We start from the raw sequence: 18,840 nt of genomic DNA, 5'->3' as shown, positions 1-18,840 counted from the left end.
CCCCTGACCGATTCCCAGCCATTGAGGAGGCGACGAGATGGCGACCGCCACATTCGGGGCCGGGTGCTTCTGGGGCGTCGAGGAGGCCTTCCGCCGGCTCCCCGGGGTGCTTGAAGCGACTTCCGGGTACATGGGGGGAACGGTCGAGAATCCCACCTACCAGCAGGTTTGCACGGACCAGACGGGCCACGCCGAGGTCGTCCAGGTCGAATACGACCCCGCGCGAATCACCTATCAACAACTCCTGGACGCCTTCTTCCGGCTCCACAATCCGACGACTTTGAACCGCCAGGGGCCGGACTTCGGCAGCCAGTACCGCTCGGCGATCTTCACCTACGATCCCGATCAGGAGCGTGAGGCCGCTGAGACGGTTCAGCGTCTTGAAGAATCCGGCGCGTATCAGCGGCCGATCGTGACCCAGATCGTTCCCGCGGGGCCGTTCTGGCGGGCCGAGGAATACCACCAGCGCTACATTCAGAAGCACGGCGGAGCGAGCTGCCACATCTGATGCGTGGCTGTCGCCGCGCCGCTTTTCTCGGGCCGGCCCTTTCCGGTTACGACGACGGTGACTGAAACGGGGGGCTCGTGGTGTTGTTCCATGGTTCGACCGCACGAATGCTCGCTCGTTACCTGGCGGCGGCGGCCGCGGTTGCTGCGGCCGCCGGGCTGACGGCCGTGAGCTGGCCCCTGGCGGAGTCGACGCCGTTCGCCGCGTTCTTCGCCGCGGTGATGCTTGTTGCGTGGGTGGGCGGAGTCGGTCCCAGTTTGCTGGCGACGGCGCTCTCGATTCCCGCTGTCACCTACTGGTTCGTGCCGCCCTACCATTCGTTCGGCTTCAGGCCCGAATCGGCGGCCGGCGTCGTGGTTTTCGGGATCGTTGCGATGTTCATGGCGGCCTTCGCCGCGGCTCGGTCTGGAGTCGAGGCGCGCGAGCGTTCGCTGCAGCGACGGTTCGAGGAGATCGCCACGAGCATCGCCGACGCCGTGGCGACGACCGACGCCTCGGGCCACGTGACGTTCCTCAATGCGGCAGCCGAACGGCTTTCGGGGTGGTCGTCGGCCGAGGCCGCGGGCCGGTCCATTCGCGACGTTTTCTCGACGACCGTAGGCCCTGCCGACGAGGCGCTCGCCTCGGTTCCGGGCCCCGACGCGGTCCGAAGGTTCGACTGCGGCGTGATCACAGGGCGGGACGGAGTCGTCCGGGCCGTCGAGGGGAGCGTTGCGCCGATCTTCGACGAACAGGGGAGGATCGTCGGCACGGTCTTGAGTTGCCGGGACGTGAGCGACCGGCTCCGCGATCGCGAGGCCCTGCGTCGAACGGAGGCCCTCAACCGCGAGATGCTCGACGCGGGGCTCGACTGTCTCAAGACCCTGTCGCTCGACGGTCGTATCCTCTCCATCAACGAGACTGGCCTCCGGATGATGGACGTCGACGAGTTCGAGACGATCAAGGGCCGGGAGTGGGCCGAGCTCTGGCCTGAATCGGCGCGGTTTCGAGTTCGCGAAGCCGTCCGCCGCGCCGCCTCCGGCGAGCCCGATCGGTTCGAAGCCCCCTGCCCGACTGTGAAGAACGTCCCGAAGGAGTGGGAGGTCCACCTGACCCCGATCCTCGGGGCCGATGGTCGTCCCGAGCGGCTCTACTGCGTCTCGCGCGACGTCACCGATCGCATGAAAGCCGCGGCCGAACTGCGCGTGAGCGAGGAACGGTATCGCAGTCTCTTCAACTCGATCGACGAGGGCTTTTGCGTCATCGAGATGATCTTCGACGAAGCGGGGAAGCCGGTCGACTTCCTGTTTCTGGAGGCGAATCCGGCCTACGCCGGTCTGACCGGGCTCGGCCAGGTTGTGGGGAAGCGGATGCGAGAGATCATCCCCGACCACGATGAACATTGGTTTGAGACTTATGGCAAGGTCGCGCTGACTGGCGAACCTGTCCGGTTCGTCAACACAGCCGAGAAGATGGGCGGCCAGTGGTTCGACGTTTACGCCTCGCCGGCCGGCGGCCGCAAGGTGGCCGTCCTGTTCCAGAATGTGACGGCCGCCGTGCTGGCCGAGCGGGAGCGGGAGCGACTCCTGTCGAGCCTCAACCAGGAACGCGCCAACCTGGAGGCCGTCGTCCAGAGCGCGCCCGCCTTTATTTGCACTCTGCGGGGGCCGGACCACGTCTTCACGCTGGCGAATCGTCTCTATTACGAGATGGTGGGCGACAGGGATCTGATCGGCCGGCCGGTTCGCGAGGCGTTTCCCGACCTCGAAGGGCAGGGATTTTTCGAGCTGCTCGACCAGGTCTTCCGTTCGGGCGAGCCGTTCGTCGGCAAGGAGATGCCGATCCTTTTCCGCCGCGACGGAGGCGCGATCGAGAGGCGGTTCCTCAACTTCGTCTACCAGGCCGTCATCGAAGGCGACGGCGTCGTCTCCGGGATCTTCGTCCACGGGGTCGACGTGACCGACATGGTCGTCGCCCGCGAAACCGTCCGCGACAGCGAGGCCCGCTTCCGCCAACTGGCCGACGCCATGCCCCAGGCCGTCTGGGCGGCCCGCTCGGACGGAACGGTCGACTACTTCAACCGCAAGTGGCGCGAGTACGGAGACTATCCCGAGGGGGTGCTGGGCGGCCCTCGGTGGGCGCGCATCATCCACCCCGACGACGTCGACCGCGCCCGAGACGCCTGGCAGGAGTCGGTCCGCACCGGCCGTCCGTTCGAGGTTGAGTATCGACTTCGCCGCGCGTCCGACGGCACACATCGTTGGCATCTGGGGCGAGCCCTGCCGATCGAGGACTCGCGCGGCCGGATCGTCCGCTGGTTCGGAACCAACACCGACGTCGATGACGTCAAGCGGCTCTCCGAGGCGCTCCAGCAGGCCGATCGTCGCAAGGACGAGTTCCTGGCGACGCTGGCCCACGAGCTGCGCAATCCGCTGGCGCCCCTGAGCAACGGCCTTCAACTGCTCGAACTGGGACAGGCGGCCGACGCCGCGCGATCGACGATCGGCATGATGACCCGGCAACTCGGCCACATGGTCCACCTGATCGACGACCTGATGGACGTCGCTCGTGTACGGAGCGGGAAGATTTCCTTGCGCAAACAGCGCGTGGAGCTTCAAGCCGTGGCGGCAGGAGCCGTGGAGGCCGGCCGTCAGTACATCGAGGCCGGCCGACATGAGTTGACGGCGACGATGCCTCCAGAGCCGATCCCGCTCGACGCCGACCCGACCCGGCTCACGCAGGTGATCTCCAATCTGTTGAACAATGCGGCCAAGTATACCGAGCCCGGTGGAAGGATCGATCTGACGGTGACTCGCGAAGGCGCCGAGGCCGTCGTGAGCGTCCGCGATACGGGCGTCGGCATCGCACCGGAGATGCTCCCGAAGGTCTTCGACATGTTCACCCAGGTGGACGCCTCGCTCCATCGAGCGCAGGGGGGCCTGGGAGTGGGCCTGACGATCGTCCGTCGTCTGGTCGAGATGCACGGCGGTCGCATCGAGGTCCGGAGCGAAGGGGTCGGCAAGGGGAGCGAGTTCCGCGTCCACCTGCCGATCGCCGACGTCGCGCCCGTCGCAGCCAACCCCGCCCGCCCCGAGGTCGACGAGGTAGCTCCGGCCGGTGCGATCCGTGTGCTGGTCGTCGACGACGTCCGCGATTCGGCCGACTCGCTGTCACGGCTGCTCACGCTCGACGGCCACGACGTCCACACGGCCTACGACGGCGCTCAGGCGCTGGCCGAGGCCTCCGCTTTCCCGCCCGACGTCATCCTGCTGGACCTTGGTCTGCCCGACAAAAACGGCTTTGAAGTCGCCGCGGAGCTTCGGGCGGACCCCGCCTTTCGAGACGCCATGCTCGTCGCCCTGACCGGCTGGGGCCAGCCTGAGGACCGCCGCCGCAGCGGCGAGGTAGGCTTCGACCATCACCTGGTCAAACCCGTCGAGATCGACGTCCTCCGCAACATCCTTTCCGCAGTCGCTCAGTCGACTCCCAAACGTGGCCGCACCGCGCTGGCCGTTCGAGGGGGCTCGTGATCGCGAACGCGCGGCGGATGCTTCGCATTGCCCAGCGATTTTCGGAGAATGAGCGACTGCAGCGTCGATCGCCCTCCCCTCTCCAGGAAACCTGCCATGGCCCCGCATCGATTTCTCGCCGTGCTCGGACTTCCGGTTTTATTCCTCGGCGTCGCGGCAGCCGATGACGTTCGGCTCAATCAGATCCAGGTCGTCGGTTCGCACAACTCCTACCACATCGAGCCCGCGCCGGGCGTTCTGGAGGTGATCGCGCGAGCCAACGTGCGAGGGGCGGAGAACCTCCAGTACACGCATCCTCCGTTGGCGGAGCAGTTTCAGAGCCGAAAGATCCGGCAGATCGAACTCGACGTCTTCGCCGATCCTGAAGGCGGTCTGTTCGCCGATCCGCCGATCCGCAAGCTCGCCCTCCTGACGGGCAAGGACGCTGGGCCGGAGGCTGATCCCGACGGCCGCCTCCGCAAGCCAGGCATCAAGGTGCTGCACGTCCCGGGGGTCGACTATCGCACCACCGCGCCCACCCTCGTCGACGCTCTCCAACAGGTCCGCGCCTGGTCTCAGGCCAACCCAAGACACGTCCCGCTCATGATCCTTGTCGAGTTGAAGACGCCCGAAACCGCTCGAATCACCGGGAAGGCAGTCCCGTTCGACGCCGAGCGTCTGGCCGCGCTGGAGGCCGAGATCCTCTCCGTCTTCCCTCGCGAGGAGATCCTGACGCCGGACGACGTCCGAGGCGAATCCGCCTCCCTTCCGGACGCGATCCATACCCGAGGCTGGCCGAAACTCGACGCCGTCCGCGGCCGCGTCATGTTCGCCCTCGACAACACCGGGGCCGAGCGAGAAACCTATCTTCAGGGGCATCCCGCGCTGGCCGGCCGGCTGATGTTCGCCAGCGTCGACGAGAAGAACCCGGCCGCCGCCTGGTTCAAGATGAACGACCCTATCAAGGACTTCGAGGCCATTCAGCGATTGGTGAAAGCCGGATTCATGGTCCGCACCCGCGCTGACGCCGACACCCGACAGGCCCGCGACGGCTCCACGACCATGCGCGACAAGGCCCTGGCCTCGGGCGCTCAGTTCGTCAGCACCGACTACCCGGTCCCCGATTCACGTCTCACCGACTACCACGTCGCGTTGCCTGGCGGAGTCGTCGCCCACTCAAACCCCATCAGCGGCGACCGCGCCTGGGACGGACGCGACCTCGAAAAGCAGGACTGATCCAGGCTGTCAGGGCGCGGGGGGAGGCGCCGGGGCCGTTGGTGCGGCGGCGGCCGGCGCGGCGGTTCCGACTCCGCCCCCCGCCGGGTCGAGGGTGACGTCGATCGTGGTCAGATTCCGAGGCGGACGGACGTTGATGAGGACGATCCGCATGCGGCCGTTGGATGCGGTCAGGGCCTGGGCGAGGTCGCCGTGGCTCTGGATCGCCCGGTCGTTCGCCGAAATCAGGATGTCGCCCGGCTCGATCCCGGCCCTCTGAGCGGCTCCGCCGGGCAGGACGGTCATCACGTGAAGCCCGTACCGCGCAGAGCCATTCGTCGTCGCAACGGGCGTGGGGATGGTCGTCACCCCCAGGACGTAGGGCGACGGGCCTGGGGCTGGGCGATTGGCCGGCAGCATCAGCGTGGTCGACTTCGCCTGGCCGGTTCGAACGTCGACGAATTCGACGACGGTCTGGTTGACGTGCCCCAGCACGTCTTCTGGGCTGCGGATCGCCACGCCGTCCAGGGCGTAGATCTGGTCGCCCGGCTCGAAGCCGACCGAGGCCGCCGGCGAGTTCGGAACGGGCTGGCGCGTCAGGCTCGCCGCCAGATGATCGCGGTAAGGGACCAGCCGGTAGGAAATCCCCAGGTTCGACGCGAACAACTCCGCCCCGCCGCCGCCTCCGCCTCCGCCGCCGGTTCCCCCACGCGTGGGAAGCGCGAACGCCTGAGGCGTCTGATCGGGCTGGGCTTCGAGACTCTCCCGCAGCTCTGGACCGGCAGCCGGCTTGCCGTCCGGGCCGACTCCCAGGCGGCTGGATCGGAAGTCGTGGTAGATCTGATTCGTCTCCGACCGCACCCGCGGAAAGAACTCCTTCCACTCCACGAAGCCGTCGCGGGGGGCCACGTCCAGCACGTCCGGCGGAGCCATCATCAGGTTGGTCAGGGCGACTGTGAAGAAGCTGCCGGACGTCGACTCCGTCCACGACTTCTCACCGACCCCCAGAACCGGGTCGTACATCGACGAGGTCAGGTCCACCAGACCTCGATGTTCAAACAGGAGCATCTGGAGGGTTGTCGGCCCCGGCGGAGGTCCGGGGGCGCCGGGGGCCGGCGCGCCCACGTTCGGCGGCTCGCGTCGGATCGGGACGAGGTTCGCGCAGCAGTCGCTCAGGAGGACCGTCATCCGAGCCCCCTTGGAGAGCAGCAGCTTGCGGATCTCGGCGCGAGGGACCGGCTGCGCGACGGGCTCCCCGCTGGCATCTCGCCCGCCCATGAAGGCCATGACGTGTCCCGTCTGCTCCAGGGTCGCCCCGTGGCCCGTGTAATAGAACAGGAGGACGTCGTCCGGGCCGACCGGCAACGCGCGAATCGTCTGACCCAGGTTGGCCGGCGTGACCTCTCTCCCCTGCAAGACCTTGAACGTGACCCTGTCCCTGGGGCCGAGCCCCGCCGTCAGGGCCATCTGCATGTTCATCAGGTCCTTCTCGATCCCGGCGAGCGGCGCGTTGTCGTCGATGACGAGCACCGCGTGGACGACGTGGCCCGCCACGCCCTGGGCTGTGGCGCGAGAGGTCAGCAGCACGAGCGCGGCGAAGCTCAGGAGGCAGGCCGAACGTATCGGGCGAGTCGTGAACCAGGACATCGAGGCGTCTCCGTCGGCGGATCGGTCTTGGTGATAACTCAGGACGGGAATCGGGGGCCGGGACGACCTATTCGGGACTGGGCACCGGGGCGACCGGGCCGCCCGTCGGCTCGGGAGAGGTCGCCAGGAGGGCGGAGAAGTTGATCGTCATGTCCTCGACGGCTCCCGTCGCGACTCGACGGACGGTCAGCCTGACGGGGTTGTTGGAACGGGCTACCGCGCTTCGGAAGGAGTCGACGTTGTTGGTGGCGACTCCGTTGACCGCCGTCACCAGGTCGTTCACCTGGATGCCGGCCGTCTGGGCGGGCGAGGAGGCGACCAGGCCGGTCACGCGTTGAGTCGGCTTGCCCTCGAACAGGACGGTCTCGGTGTAGAGCCCCAGCTGCTTCCGCTTCGGCGGAGGCTCGGACGGGTGCGGTTCCTCGACGTCTTCGGGACGGGCCATCTCGGCCGAGGTGCGGTCGAACCAGTCGGGGTAAGCACCAGCGTACCCCCCCTGGGGACGCGGGTAGAGGTAGGCGCGGATACGCACGCCTTCGTCGGCGATTTCGAGGTGTCCTCCCGCGGCCGGCGTCGGCGGCGTTGTGGGCTGGGGTGTGAAGCAGTGTACGTAGATCGTCTCATCCGCCTGGGGAACCCTGATCGCCGGGGCGACCTCCGCGATCTTGACCCCTTGCCGCTCGCCCGGGGCCGACGTGCGAGTCTGGAGACGCGCCGACTGGACGCGAACCTCCACGAGGTAGTGAATGTTGGTCAGTCGGGCGCTCCGAAAGACCTCCGCGACTACCCCCTCGACAACCAGGGGAGCCTGCGACTTCCATTGCGGTGCCAGATCAGCCCGAACCGCGCAAACTGCCAGGTTCATTGCCAGTATCGCCTGGGTCAGGCGGACTATCCGAGGCATTTGGAGCGTCTCCCGGAACGAAAACCATGTTGGGCCCCACTCGCCAAAACCGTTCAACTTGGCGGCGGCCATCAATCTTAACACGATCATCCATGGCCCACTTCCAATCATTCGCGGCAGATTCACTGAGAGAATTCAGATGCGTGCGTGGATTGCTTTGTTCGGGAGAATCGCTACAAACGGGCTGGGCGGATGAATCGTTTCAAGCCGGCCGTTGGGTGGGGTCGATAACGTCCGCAGAGGCCGTGCGCCCGAACGACTTTCGGAAGGCGCGGGGATTCAAAGTCGAGGCCGGGGGACGAGACTGTGACGTCAACGGCGATCCAGGACAGGCGGCGAGGGGTCGGGGTCGGGGCATACGCCCTGGCGCTGGCGTTCGCGCTGTTTGGGCCGGGGATCGCGGTCGGCGAGGACGGGATCGCGCCGATCTATCACAAGGATCGTTCGTTTCGGATCCCGTTCGACCTGAACGGCAAGGACATGAGCCGCATCAAGGAGTTGCAGCTCTGGTCCTCGGAGGATTCGGGTTATCACTGGAACCCTACGAGCCAGGCGACGCCCGACCAGCAACAGTTCATGTTTCGCTCGCGACGCGACGGCGAGTACTGGTTCGCCGTCCGGATGATGTCGTCGAGCGGCCAGATCTCGCCGCCGGTCGACGAACCCGTCAAGCCGGCGTTGAAGGTGATCGTCGACACCCGGCAGCCGACGCTGGTGCTGGAGTCGGAAGGCCGCCAGGGGAGTCGCGCCCGGGTGCGCTGGGAGGCCCGCGACGAAAACCTCGACCTGAAGTCACTGGCGGTGGAATACCAGGTCGCCGGCGCCCGCGACTGGAAGCGGGCGCGGATCAACGCGGTCGCCGTGGGTCGGGCGGAATGGGATGCTAATACGGTCGAGTCGATTCGCGTGCGCGGATCGGTCGCTGACCTTGCGGGGAACGTCGTCGAGACCGAGGTCGAGCTGCCCGAAGGGGCGTCCTCCCCGCCCGACATGGCAAGCCTCGATCCCGACGCCAATGCGGCTCCCGCCGTGGAGCCGTTCCGCCGGGGACGTTCGCCGATCGTGGCCGATCCCAGCTTCACGCCCGTGCAGGAAGACCCGGCCGCCGCTCCGGTCCGCTCCGCCTCGTCAGGCTGGAACGGCAGCGGCGGCAATCGTCCAGTCGCCCGCCAGGCGCGTGCTGGTGCCGATTCGCTGATGTCGTCCGCACCGCCCGCGCCGAATTGGGAGTCGGCCGGCAACGCCTCGTCCGCGTCTCCGGCCTTCTCGTCTTCCACGACATCGACCCGCCCGCCTGGTTTTCCGGACCCCTTCCCGAATCAAGATGCTCCGACCGCTGGTGCGGCGGGGGCGGGAGCTGGGGCGGCGGCCAGTCGTGAACCGGCCCAGGCCGGCGAAGGCGAAGGGGCGACGATGCTGGTCGGCGGCCCTCGGTTCCGGCTCAAGTACGACGTCCAGGATCCCGGCCCCGACGGCCGTGCGGCGATCGTCGAATTGTGGATGACTCGCGACGGCGGCCGGACGTGGATCCGCCGCGGCGAGGACCCCGACCGCACGTCGCCGATCGACGTCGACCTCGGCGGCGAGGGTACCTTCGGGCTTTCGCTGGTGGCTCGTTCGAGTTCTGGGCTCGGGGATCAGCCCCCGGCGGCCGGGGACCTCCCCCAGACCTGGGTCGAGGTCGATTCCAGCCCGCCGAGCGTCCACCTGTATCGGCCGACGATCGGGACCGGCGTCCATTCGGGCAAGATCGCGATCGCCTGGCGTGCTGAGGACCTTCACCTGGGGGCGAAGCCTGTCTCGCTCTCCTGGCGGCCCGACCAGCCGGGCGCGGCGTGGGTGCCGATCGCCGACGCCGGCCCCCAGGACGCCGTCGGCCAGTTCGTGTGGTCGGTCCCCCCAAACTTCCCGCCGAAATTCCACGTCCGCGTCGAGGCCTTCGACGGCGCTGGCAACCGTGGATTCGCCGAGACGCCCGAGGGCGATCCCGTGATCGTCGATCGCAGCCGGCCCAAGAGCCGGATCATCGGTCTCGACGCCAACGAGCGTTCCGGAACCGGCCCGAGCGCCCGCATCAGCCGATGATCAGCCGATATCTCTTGTCCCGCCCGGCGCGAGCCGCGACAATCGGCGACGGCGGCCCAATCATGCCCAGCCAGGCGGCGTCCCGGAGCGAGCGAGAATGGCACTCGAATTGACGTACGACCTGATCGCCAAGCGGATCGATCACTCCCTCCTTCAGCCGACGCTGACCGAGGAGGAGATGGAGAGCGGTTGTCGGGTCGCGGCCGAATACGGCGTCGCCAGCGTCTGCATCAAGCCGTTCGCCGTGGCGATGGCTTCGCGACTCCTGCGCGGGACGGGCGTCGAGGTCGGGACGACGATCGGCTTTCCCCACGGCGGCCACGCGACCAGCGTGAAGGTCTTCGAGTCCAAGCAGGCCATCGACGATGGAGCGACCGAGCTGGACATGGTCGTCAACATCGGCCAGGTCCTCGGCGGCCACTGGGCGGCCGTCGCCACCGACATCGAGGCCGTCGTCGAGGCCGCCCACGAGCGCGACGCGATCGTGAAGGTCATCTTCGAGAACTGCTTCCTCAACGACGAGCAGAAGATCCGCCTCTGTCGGATCTGCGGCGAGGTCGGCGCCGACTACGTCAAGACCTCCACCGGCTACGGCACCGGCGGTGCGACCCGCGAGGATCTGATCCTCATGCGGAAGTCCTCCCCGCCCCGCGTGAAGCTCAAGGCGGCCGGCGGCGTCCGGACGCTCGACCAGGCCATCGAGGTCGTCGAGTTGGGCTGCGACCGTTTCGGCGCATCCAAGACCGCTGAAATCCTCGACGATCTCAAGGGGCGTCTGGCCCGCTGAGTTCTCGTTCGTTCGCTTGCCGAGGCCCGTATCTCCCGACAGGCGGCTCGCGGTCCCGTTGTCCCGTGCACCTGGCAAAGGTACACTGGTGGGCCGCATGAATCCCCGGGGAAGATTTCGAGGCTCGACGCGATGGCTACTCCGTTCGTGAAGTCCCAAAGGCTCCAGAAGCTGCCGCCGTACCTGTTCGCCGAGATCGACAAGAAGAAGAAGGCCGCCATCGCCGCCGGCAAGGACGTCATCAACCTGGGCGTCGGCGACCCCGACCGGCCCACGCCTCGGTCGATCATCGAGAGCCTCCAGAAGAACGTCGAGAACCCGGCGTTCCACCAGTACGCCCTCGACCAGGGCTCGCCCGAGCTTCGCAAGTCGATCGCGGCCTTCTGCAAGACGCGGTACGGGCTCGACCTCGACCCGGAGACCGAGATCCTGCCGCTGATCGGCTCCAAGGAAGGCCTGGCGCACTTCCCACTGGCCGTGCTCAACCCGGGCGAGATCAGCCTGGTCCCCGACCCCTGCTACCCGGTCTACCGCTCGGCCAGCCAGTTCGCCGGGGCCGACGTCTACACCATGCCGCTCGAGCGTTCGCTGGGCTTCCGGCCGGACCTCGACGCGATCCCGGCCGACGTTTTCTCGCTCGCCCGGCTGATGTTCCTGAACTTCCCCAACAACCCGACCGGCGGCACGGCGGATCTCGACTACTTCCGCAAGGTCGTCGACCTGGCAGGCGTCCACGGCTTCACCGTGGCCCAGGACGCCGCCTACAACGAGATGTACTTCGACGAGCCGGCCCCGAGCATCCTCCAGGTGCCCGGCGCGAAGGACGTCGCCGTCGAGTTCCACAGCCTCTCGAAGACCTTCAACATGACCGGCTGGCGCGTGGGCTTCGCCATCGGCGGCGAGCCGATGATCTCGGCGCTCAAGCAGGTGAAGGCCAACTGCGACTCGGGCATCTTCACGGCGATCCAGTTCGCCGCCAAGACGGCGCTCGACGAGTACCAGGAGCTGACGCCGCCGATCCGGGCCCTCTACAAGGAGCGTCGCGACGCCTTCGTCGCCGCGATGCGCAAGCTGGGCTGGGACGTCCCCTCGCCGGAAGCCACGTTCTACGTCTGGATCCCCTGCCCCAAGGGCTACTCCTCGACCGACCTCTGCGCGCGTCTGCTCGACGAGGCGAGCGTCGTCACGACCCCCGGCCTCGGCTTCGGCCGCACGGCCGACGGCTACATCCGAGTGGCTCTGACGGTCGAGACCCCGCGGCTGCTGGAAGCCGTCGACCGCATCGGCAAGCTCTCTCTGTAAACCCCGGCGGACGCGACGCGAATTGAGGACGGTATGAGCGAGGGCTCGCTGGCGATCATCGGATTGGGGAGCAACCAGGGGGACCGCGAGGCCATCCTGGACGAGGCCGTGGAGGTTCTCAAGGCCGCGCCTCACATCCACGTCTGGACCGTCAGCAATCTCTACGAGACGTTCCCCGTCGGCGGCCCACCCGATCAGGAGCCGTTCCTCAACGCGGCCCTCCTGGCTGAGCCCACGATCGACCCGCTGTCGCTCCTCGAGCGGCTGCACCTGATCGAAGAGAAGTTCGGGCGGGTCCGCGACGAGCGTTGGGGAGCGCGGACGCTCGACCTGGATCTACTTCTCTACGGGCAGGAGATCCGTCGCACTCCGCAATTGACGCTGCCTCATCCTCGGCTGCCGTTCCGCCGGTTCGCCCTGCTGCCGGCCGTTGAGGTCGCCCCCTGGTCGCTCGACCCGCTGACCAATATGACGGTCAACGAGCTGCTGGCGAGTATCGACCGTCGGCCGAGCCTCGTGGCCGTCGCCGCCGCGAACCCGGACGACCCGGCGACCGTCGAACTGGCCGCGGAGGTCCACGCCGGAGTCGTCGAGGCTCTTGGGGCCGAGCCGCTCCTTCGACGCGACTTGCAATCGGCGGGAGCCGCTCACCCGGCCAGTCCTCGCGACCGGGCCTTCGCCGAGGTTCAGGCGACGGCTCGCCGGACGCCCGAGTCGAAATGGCTGAATTCCGGGCTGGGCGACCGCTGGCTGGCGGCCGACTTCGCGCTCGATCTCGACCTGCGCCGGGCGGCGGCGATCGAAGACGGAGTCTCCCACGAAGGTTGGAAAGAGGTCTGGAACCTGTTCACCTACGAGCGAGCCGCCAGGGCCGCCGTCGACCACGCTCTGGCGCCGACGTTCGTCGTGCTGCTCGGCCAGGGGGCGGCCGCGATCCGAGACGGCGGCTTCCCGCGCCCCGTCTACGTCCCCGAGGCGACCGTCCCGGCCGAAATCGTGGTCGAGGTCGTCGTTACCTGCCACGCGACGCGAGCCTGACGCGTAGAATACAGGGCGAGCATATCCACGGGTCGTAGACGGGGTCGCCTAGGTCATGGCCAAGAAAGACGCAGGGAAGTCCGCCGGCAAGGCGAAGGACGAAGGCGACGCCATCAAGATCGTCGCCCGCAACCGTCGGGCCCGGCACGATTACGACCTGATCGAGAAGGTGGAAGCCGGTATCGTCCTGACCGGCACCGAGGTCAAGAGCCTGCGCAACGGCAAGGCGAACCTGGAAGACGCCTACGCCGAGGTCACCCGGGGCGAGGTCTGGCTCAACGGTTGCGACATCCCCGAGTACCTCCAGGCCAACCGGATGAACCACATCCCCAAGCGGCCCCGGAAGCTCTTGCTCCACCGCCGCGAGATCGAGAAGCTCGCCGGTCGAACCAACGAACGCGGCCTGACCCTGATCCCCGTCTCCATCTACTTCAAGAAGGGGATGGCCAAGGTCGAAATCTTCGTCGCCAAGGGCCGCAAGACGTTCGACAAGCGGGAGGCCCTCAAGAAGAACGAGGCCAAGCGCGACATCGATCGCGCCATGCGCCGGGGCTGAGGCTCAACGTCAGATCGGCGCCTGTGGGGAGCCGGCGGCCCGTTCGGTCCACTTCGGGAGGTTCTCCTGGAGGCGGCGGCGCATGCTGTCCGGGAGCTTCTTGTCGGCGTGCGGGGTGAGGGCGTCGAGGCGGATCGCCTCGTTCGCCTCGTCGGCGGCGTCCCGGAACATGGACATCTCGGCGCTGGCCTCGGCGAGCCGGCCGTGGAGCACGGGGTTGTTGGGGTAGAGCCGCGTCGCCACGCGCGTCGCCTTCACGACGTCCGCCTGGAGTTGGAGGATCTCGCGGGGCGAGAGACTCGGCCCGACGATCCGCAGCAGGTCGCGCACTGTGCTCGCGCGTTCGCTGTAGAGCCCCCAGGAATCAGGATTCCGCGGAGGCTTGACGGCCTGCTCCAGGAGAATCCGGATCGTTTCCCAGCGCAGATCGGCCGCCTTGGAGCCGCGAGACTGCCAGGCGAGCAACTGCAGGTACGCGTGCCCCAGCCAGGGGCGGACGTTATAGCGGTCGGCGGTTTCGGCGGCCTTGTAGGCGGTCTCGGCGCGATCGTAGTCCGGCGGCAGGCTCTGCATGGCGGCCTCGGCCCGCGCCACGGCGGCCTCGGATTTCCAGAACGGCAGCGTCGCACCGAAGAATCCGCCGATGAGCGCCGCCCAGGCCAGGGACAGAGCGCCGACGGGGATCAGCGTCTCGACGGAGTGCAGCCGGCCGCTGGGGGCCGGATCGCGGAGGTTCAGCCCCAGGGCCAGGCTCCCCCAGAGCATCATGGCGATCGCGGGGAAGCTCACGCCGCCGGAGGTCAGCAGGGCGATCGTCACGCCGGACATCGCCGCGCCCAGGGCGTAGGGCGTCGGCCAGGCCAGTCGCCAGAGCGGGGACAGCAGGGCGGCTGAGAAGACCCAGAAGACAAGGAGCACCAGCCAGCGCGTCAGCAGGTCTTCCATGAACAGGTTCATGCGGCCCAGGAAGAGGACCATCACCAGGCCCAACCCCGACGCTACGAGCAGCCAGGCGGGGCGGTCGGTGGGGGATGCGTCCTCATCCTCGGACTGGCCGCCGCGCGTCAGCAGGATCCAGATCCCCGAGCCGAGCGCCGCGACCAGCGCGAGGAAAGCCCACACGCCGGCCGTCGACCAGACGTCGAGGAAGAGGTTGTGGGGGTCCTGGATCTCCTCGCTGGCCTCGGGGAGCTTGTAGCGGACGTAGTGCGTGCCGAAGTTCCCCGGGCCGACTCCCTTCCAGAAGTTGCCGGTCTGGATCGCCTTGCCGAAACTGGGGGCGTCCTCGGTGATCATCGCCCAGGTCGACCGCCAGTACTCGAAGCGGTATCGGAGCGAACGCGTCGCCTGGGTCAGGATCTGGACGTCGAGGCGGCGGGTCGCCACGCCGGCGACGACCAGCCCAGCGACGGCCACCGCGCCGGCGACCCCCAGCACCATCAGGACGCGCCGAGGGACCAGCCGCAGACCGCGCAAGACCAGCAACCCTGAGGCAACCGCCAACCCCAACCAGGCGCTCAGCCCCTTGGCCATCACCAGGCAGGTCAGCAGGATGAGGCCAGGAATCGCCGCCCCCAGGATCGCAGGCCATCGCGAGGCCCCAACGGCCGGCTTCCGGGCCAGGGCTTCGAGCGCCGTCGCCATCAGCAGCACCAGCGGGGCGACGAGGAAGCCGGCAAGGGAGTTCGCCAGGCCGAAGGTCGCGAAGACCTCCGTCGACTGGAGCACGCGGTTCTCCAAAGCCTGACGACGGACCTCGTCGGCCGGATCCGAGCCTCCCGAGACGCCGATCTGTTCCCGGGCCGCTTCGGGGTTGCGCCGGTACTGCTCCTGGATCTGGGGGATCTCCACCACCCCCTGGTAGATGCCGTAGGCCGCGACGGCGGAAGCGGTGACGACCATCCCCAGGACGAGGGCGGCGGACTCCCCGCGGGTCCTCGGCAACCAGCGTAGGAGCAGATAGGCGACCCCCATCGCCGCCCATTCCCACGCCAGGTTCACACCGATCCGCCAGTCGAGCGAACGCTGCGAGCTGACCGCGACCAGAAACATCAGGGCGGCGACAGCGGCGTCGGGGACTGCCAGCCGGAAGACGAACCGGCCGGCGAAGATCGAGGAGACGAGGGCCAGCGCGGCGACCAGGAAGATCGCCAGGTCCCAGCTCAGACCGGCGGCGGCCCCTTCCTTGTAAGCCGGCTCGCTGGGCCAGTAGGCGCGAGCGGCGATCAACGCCGCGAGCAGCCCCAGCGCCAGGCGGCGGAGACGCTCGGCCCAGAATTCAGTCCCGGGTCCGAGGTCGAGATCGTCAGGAAGATTCGGCGACGACGGTTTCGTCGCTCCCCGGCGGTCGCCCGGCCCCTGTTTGGAGGGGCCCGGCGGTTTCGAGCCGCGCCTGGCCAAGAGTCCGCTCCGTTCTCGTCCCCGCCCCCGACATCTCCAGGATCGCGACGATCCCCAGCAGGCAGCCGGTCTGGGCCAGTACCACGGCCGCCCCCCAGGCATCGAGCCGGTGGAGCAGCAGAGCCCCCAGGCCGCACGCCAGGGTCACAAGGTCAATCGTCCAGACCGCCTGCGGCGGCGTCAAGCCGCGCCCGACCAACCGGTGCGAGAAATGGCGACGGTCCGGCTGGAACGGGCTGCGGCCCTCGCTCAACCGGATCAGGATCACCGAGGTCATGTCGTACAGCGGCACAGCCATCACCAGCAAGGGCGTGAGCACGGCGTAGGGGGACGCCTGCCCCGCCTGGAAGAAGTTCCCGGCCACTGTCAGCGAGCCCAGCAGGAACCCCAGGAAGTTGCTGCCGGCGTCCCCCATGTAGAGCCTCGCTGGGGCGTGGTTGTGGACCAGGAATCCACCCAGCGCCCCCACCAGGATCAGCAAGACCGCCGGTGCGAACAGCCCGCCGACCGCCGCCTGGGCCGCCCCGAAGAGCAAGGCCGCGATCAGGCCGACGCTCGCGGCCAGGCCGTCCATGTTGTCCAGCATGTTGAAGGCGTTGGTCATCGCCGTGATCCAGACCGTCGTCACCAGCCCGCCGATCAGCGGATGGGTGAACGGTCCGAACAGCGTGACCCTCACGCCCGCCGCCGCCACCAGCGCGGCACAGCCCAGTTGCAGCCCCAGCCGAGGCTTCCAGCTCAGGCTGACGCGGTCGTCGACGAACCCCATGACCATCATGACGGTCGCCAGCCCGAGGATCGTCGCCAACTCGCCGGCCCGTTCACGGACGCCGCCGACGTGTCGCGCGACGGCCTCCGGCAGTTGGGAGCCGGCCAGCAGGACGACCGCCCCGCACGCCCCCACGACCAGCACCACGGCCAGCCAGATCGCCACGCCGCCGCCCAACGGTACCGGCGCTTTATGCCCCTTGTGGCCGCCGGGACGGTCCAGCAGCCCCCATCTCGGGGCCATCGTCCGCGCGACGGCGCAGGAGCCCGCGCAAAGGGCGAACGCCGCCCCCGCCAGCAAGGGGCCGAACGTCAACAGCAGGCGGAGGTCGTTCGGCTTCCCACTCACGAGGGCAACCAGACTTCAGTCCCGATGGGCGGGATCTCATTTTCAGTCGATTGTGGCACGGTGATTTGGAACGGCATTTCAAGGATATTCTTGGAAAGACTCATGCCGACGGGGACTCGAACCCCGTAATTCACGATCGCGGCGCGGCGATTGGTTCCATCGGGGAGTCTCAACTCGATCATCGTCCCCTGTTTGACTCCTTTCACCTCGGGGTGGTTGACCAGCCCCGAGGGTATTCCCGGCAGGAGGACGACGCCCCTGTCCGAGCGTTCGCAATTCGTGATGGTGTAAAGGAAGGTCGACATCGGCAGCCCCCACCGACTGTCCATCGCATGATTATGCCGTGAGTCGACCCTCAGCTATCCCAAACGGTGTTCTCTTGGGAGCAGAATCCACTCACGATATCCATGACCTCCAGGATTCGATCCTCCATCGCCTCGTCCCGTGCCTGGTCTCGCAACGCTTCAAGAGCGAGTTGGATTTCCTGGCGCGTGACGCCGCGACGTTGGTACTGGCGCAGGGCTGAGACGATCTCTCGGAGATTGTGCCCAGCCATGATGACTTCTTCCAAGTCCTCGGAAAGACGTCCATTCCTCATAGCTTGAACCACCTGGATACTAGATCCGCGAGTGCCTCTTGAAACTCCCCGATGGACATCTCCCTTGCAGGTTCGAGAAGTCCATGTGTTGGTTTGTCTTGCCGGAAGACGATGTCTTCCCCCAATGAATCGGTGCCGATTCCCCAAACTGGATCCTTGCCAGTGCCTCCGAATTCAGAAGGACGGCGATGCTCCGGGAGATTCGTTGGGCTGTCGGGTGCGACCGACATGCCACCAGTGCCCGGTTGGACTCTGTCACCCACCATGGGGATGTCATCCCCCGGCCTGACTCCCAGTGTTCTCGCCGTCGGGCCTGTCAAAGGGCCGCCGCTCGGATCCTCTCGCATCCCCCGGAATAGAATGCGACCTCCACCAGACGCGCCGTCGGGTGAAGCTGGTTTCGGGATGCCGCACTCACCACCCAAGCCGTTATGTACGAGGACGCCGCCCCGCTCTCGGCCGACGAAGTAGGTGTGAAACTCCTCGACCTCGATATTGTGCAGTTCGACGAGCCCATATCGGAGCGAACTCTTCCCCTCGACAGTGACGGTCGCGCCGTCGCCGGCCCGCAGGCGCTCACCGATTCGCAATGCCCCAGCAGCAATCCAATCCCCCCGGTCCACCGACCAAAACGGATGGCCCGGAGTCGTTGTGATGGTCTGACCGCCGACCGCTAGATCGAGAACGACGAAGCCAGTCCGCTTGATCTTACCCAGGACCCGCCGTGCGTAACGACCATCCGAATCGGGCGTCCGCGACGGGGGATCCCAGGTTCTCGGCTCATCGACATTGGTGATGGTGGCGATGTGGCCGTCCTCCAGCCGCATCCGCATTCCCGGCTCTAACCGCTCGACCGGCAAGACGAATCCGTCGTCGAGGATGACCAGTTGACCCGAGGGGAAGCAGTAACGAACCTCGGCGCGACCGAATAGCTCATCGAAGGTGTAGTCCACGCCGATGCATACGATCGACTTCGGTTGAGGTGGGTCGGGGCATTCCGACCTCGTCCGATTGAGCATCGCTCCCTCGCCGTAGACAGGCTGAGGATGCTCGACGGAGTAGTCCTGCCTCGGATACTCGTCCGTGGCGAGGCAGCATTTTTTGTACTTCCGCCCGCTGCCACAGTGGCAAAGGTCATCTCGCGAGAGTTTCCGGGTCGCCATCGCCCTTCCTCTCTTCACCGCCGTTAACGAAC

Annotated in this window: 14 protein-coding genes; 8 read left to right on the top strand and 6 right to left on the bottom strand. The window is 67.4% G+C overall.

Translation table 11 applies throughout. The features are described 5' to 3' along the window. The first annotated feature begins 37 nt into the window (after positions 1-37). The 3 genes from msrA (at position 38) to G5C50_RS11955 (ending at position 5,232) form a co-directional block, all read left to right on the top strand. Complete coding sequence (gene msrA, locus G5C50_RS11965) at positions 38-508, top strand: peptide-methionine (S)-S-oxide reductase MsrA (protein ID WP_165069419.1); 471 nt, start codon at positions 38-40, stop codon at positions 506-508. A gap of 107 nt (positions 509-615) precedes the next feature. Continuing rightward, positions 616-4,017: a PAS domain-containing protein gene (locus G5C50_RS11960; protein WP_165069417.1), complete on the top strand. Its 3,402-nt coding sequence runs from the start codon at positions 616-618 to the stop codon at positions 4,015-4,017. A 96-nt stretch (positions 4,018-4,113) separates the two neighbouring features. Continuing rightward, entirely contained in the window at positions 4,114-5,232 is a 1,119-nt protein-coding gene (locus G5C50_RS11955; RefSeq protein WP_165069413.1) for a phosphatidylinositol-specific phospholipase C1-like protein, read from the top strand. Between the two features lie 9 nt (positions 5,233-5,241). Here G5C50_RS11955 and G5C50_RS11950 read toward each other — a convergent pair whose 3' ends face one another. Further along, entirely contained in the window at positions 5,242-6,858 is a 1,617-nt protein-coding gene (locus G5C50_RS11950; RefSeq protein WP_165069411.1) for a PDZ domain-containing protein, read from the bottom strand. Positions 6,859-6,925: 67 nt separating this feature from the next. After that, entirely contained in the window at positions 6,926-7,762 is an 837-nt protein-coding gene (locus tag G5C50_RS11945) for a PDZ domain-containing protein (RefSeq protein WP_165069408.1), read from the bottom strand. A 306-nt stretch (positions 7,763-8,068) separates the two neighbouring features. On the opposite strand from G5C50_RS11945, the gene G5C50_RS11940 reads away from it, so the two are divergent. The 5 genes from G5C50_RS11940 (at position 8,069) to smpB (ending at position 13,530) form a co-directional block, all read left to right on the top strand. Then, complete coding sequence (locus G5C50_RS11940) at positions 8,069-9,847, top strand: hypothetical protein (protein WP_165069405.1); 1,779 nt, start codon at positions 8,069-8,071, stop codon at positions 9,845-9,847. Positions 9,848-9,944: 97 nt separating this feature from the next. Next, positions 9,945-10,634 carry a deoxyribose-phosphate aldolase gene (gene deoC / locus G5C50_RS11935; RefSeq protein ID WP_165069403.1) on the top strand — a complete coding sequence of 230 codons (690 nt, stop codon included), beginning with the start codon at positions 9,945-9,947 and terminating at the stop codon, positions 10,632-10,634. Between the two features lie 132 nt (positions 10,635-10,766). Beyond that, on the top strand, positions 10,767-11,936 hold the full coding sequence (locus tag G5C50_RS11930) for an LL-diaminopimelate aminotransferase (protein ID WP_165069400.1): 1,170 nt from the start codon (positions 10,767-10,769) through the stop codon (positions 11,934-11,936). A gap of 33 nt (positions 11,937-11,969) precedes the next feature. Next, on the top strand, positions 11,970-12,974 hold the full coding sequence (gene folK / locus G5C50_RS11925) for a 2-amino-4-hydroxy-6-hydroxymethyldihydropteridine diphosphokinase (protein ID WP_165069398.1): 1,005 nt from the start codon (positions 11,970-11,972) through the stop codon (positions 12,972-12,974). A gap of 55 nt (positions 12,975-13,029) precedes the next feature. Further along, positions 13,030-13,530: an SsrA-binding protein SmpB gene (gene smpB / locus G5C50_RS11920; RefSeq protein WP_165069395.1), complete on the top strand. Its 501-nt coding sequence runs from the start codon at positions 13,030-13,032 to the stop codon at positions 13,528-13,530. A gap of 9 nt (positions 13,531-13,539) precedes the next feature. Here the strand turns inward: smpB and G5C50_RS11915 are convergent, their stop codons facing one another. From G5C50_RS11915 to G5C50_RS11900, 4 genes are all read right to left on the bottom strand, one after another. Next, positions 13,540-15,930 (bottom strand): O-antigen ligase family protein, encoded by a 2,391-nt coding sequence (locus tag G5C50_RS11915; protein ID WP_165069392.1) that lies wholly within the window; start codon positions 15,928-15,930, stop codon positions 13,540-13,542. Further along, the gene (locus tag G5C50_RS11910) at positions 15,836-17,047 is read right to left on the bottom strand and encodes a glycosyltransferase family 4 protein (protein ID WP_240907061.1); all 1,212 of its coding nucleotides are present in this window, start codon (positions 17,045-17,047) and stop codon (positions 15,836-15,838) included. The genes G5C50_RS11915 and G5C50_RS11910 overlap by 95 nt, the downstream gene beginning before the upstream one ends. 355 nt (positions 17,048-17,402) lie before the next feature. Further along, positions 17,403-17,618, bottom strand: a complete 216-nt coding sequence (locus tag G5C50_RS11905) for a hypothetical protein (protein WP_165069390.1) — start codon at positions 17,616-17,618, stop codon at positions 17,403-17,405. A gap of 23 nt (positions 17,619-17,641) precedes the next feature. Then, complete coding sequence (locus G5C50_RS11900; protein WP_165069916.1) at positions 17,642-18,808, bottom strand: polymorphic toxin-type HINT domain-containing protein; 1,167 nt, start codon at positions 18,806-18,808, stop codon at positions 17,642-17,644. Positions 18,809-18,840: the final 32 nt, after the last annotated feature.

The sequence above is a fragment of the Paludisphaera rhizosphaerae genome (assembly GCF_011065895.1).
Lineage (GTDB): Bacteria > Planctomycetota > Planctomycetia > Isosphaerales > Isosphaeraceae > Paludisphaera > Paludisphaera rhizosphaerae.
The sequence above is the reverse complement of the archived record's forward strand: the minus strand, read 5'-3'. Positions and strand labels throughout refer to the sequence as shown.

Coding starts and splice junctions, on each gene's coding strand:
- G5C50_RS11900 (WP_165069916.1), bottom strand. CDS start 18,808: ATGGCGACCCGGAAACTCTCGCGAGATGACCTTTGCCACTGTGGCAGC.
- G5C50_RS11955 (WP_165069413.1), top strand. CDS start 4,114: ATGGCCCCGCATCGATTTCTCGCCGTGCTCGGACTTCCGGTTTTATTC.
- G5C50_RS11960 (WP_165069417.1), top strand. CDS start 616: ATGCTCGCTCGTTACCTGGCGGCGGCGGCCGCGGTTGCTGCGGCCGCC.
- folK (WP_165069398.1), top strand. CDS start 11,970: ATGAGCGAGGGCTCGCTGGCGATCATCGGATTGGGGAGCAACCAGGGG.
- G5C50_RS11930 (WP_165069400.1), top strand. CDS start 10,767: ATGGCTACTCCGTTCGTGAAGTCCCAAAGGCTCCAGAAGCTGCCGCCG.
- G5C50_RS11950 (WP_165069411.1), bottom strand. CDS start 6,858: ATGTCCTGGTTCACGACTCGCCCGATACGTTCGGCCTGCCTCCTGAGC.
- deoC (WP_165069403.1), top strand. CDS start 9,945: ATGGCACTCGAATTGACGTACGACCTGATCGCCAAGCGGATCGATCAC.
- smpB (WP_165069395.1), top strand. CDS start 13,030: ATGGCCAAGAAAGACGCAGGGAAGTCCGCCGGCAAGGCGAAGGACGAA.
- G5C50_RS11945 (WP_165069408.1), bottom strand. CDS start 7,762: ATGCCTCGGATAGTCCGCCTGACCCAGGCGATACTGGCAATGAACCTG.
- msrA (WP_165069419.1), top strand. CDS start 38: ATGGCGACCGCCACATTCGGGGCCGGGTGCTTCTGGGGCGTCGAGGAG.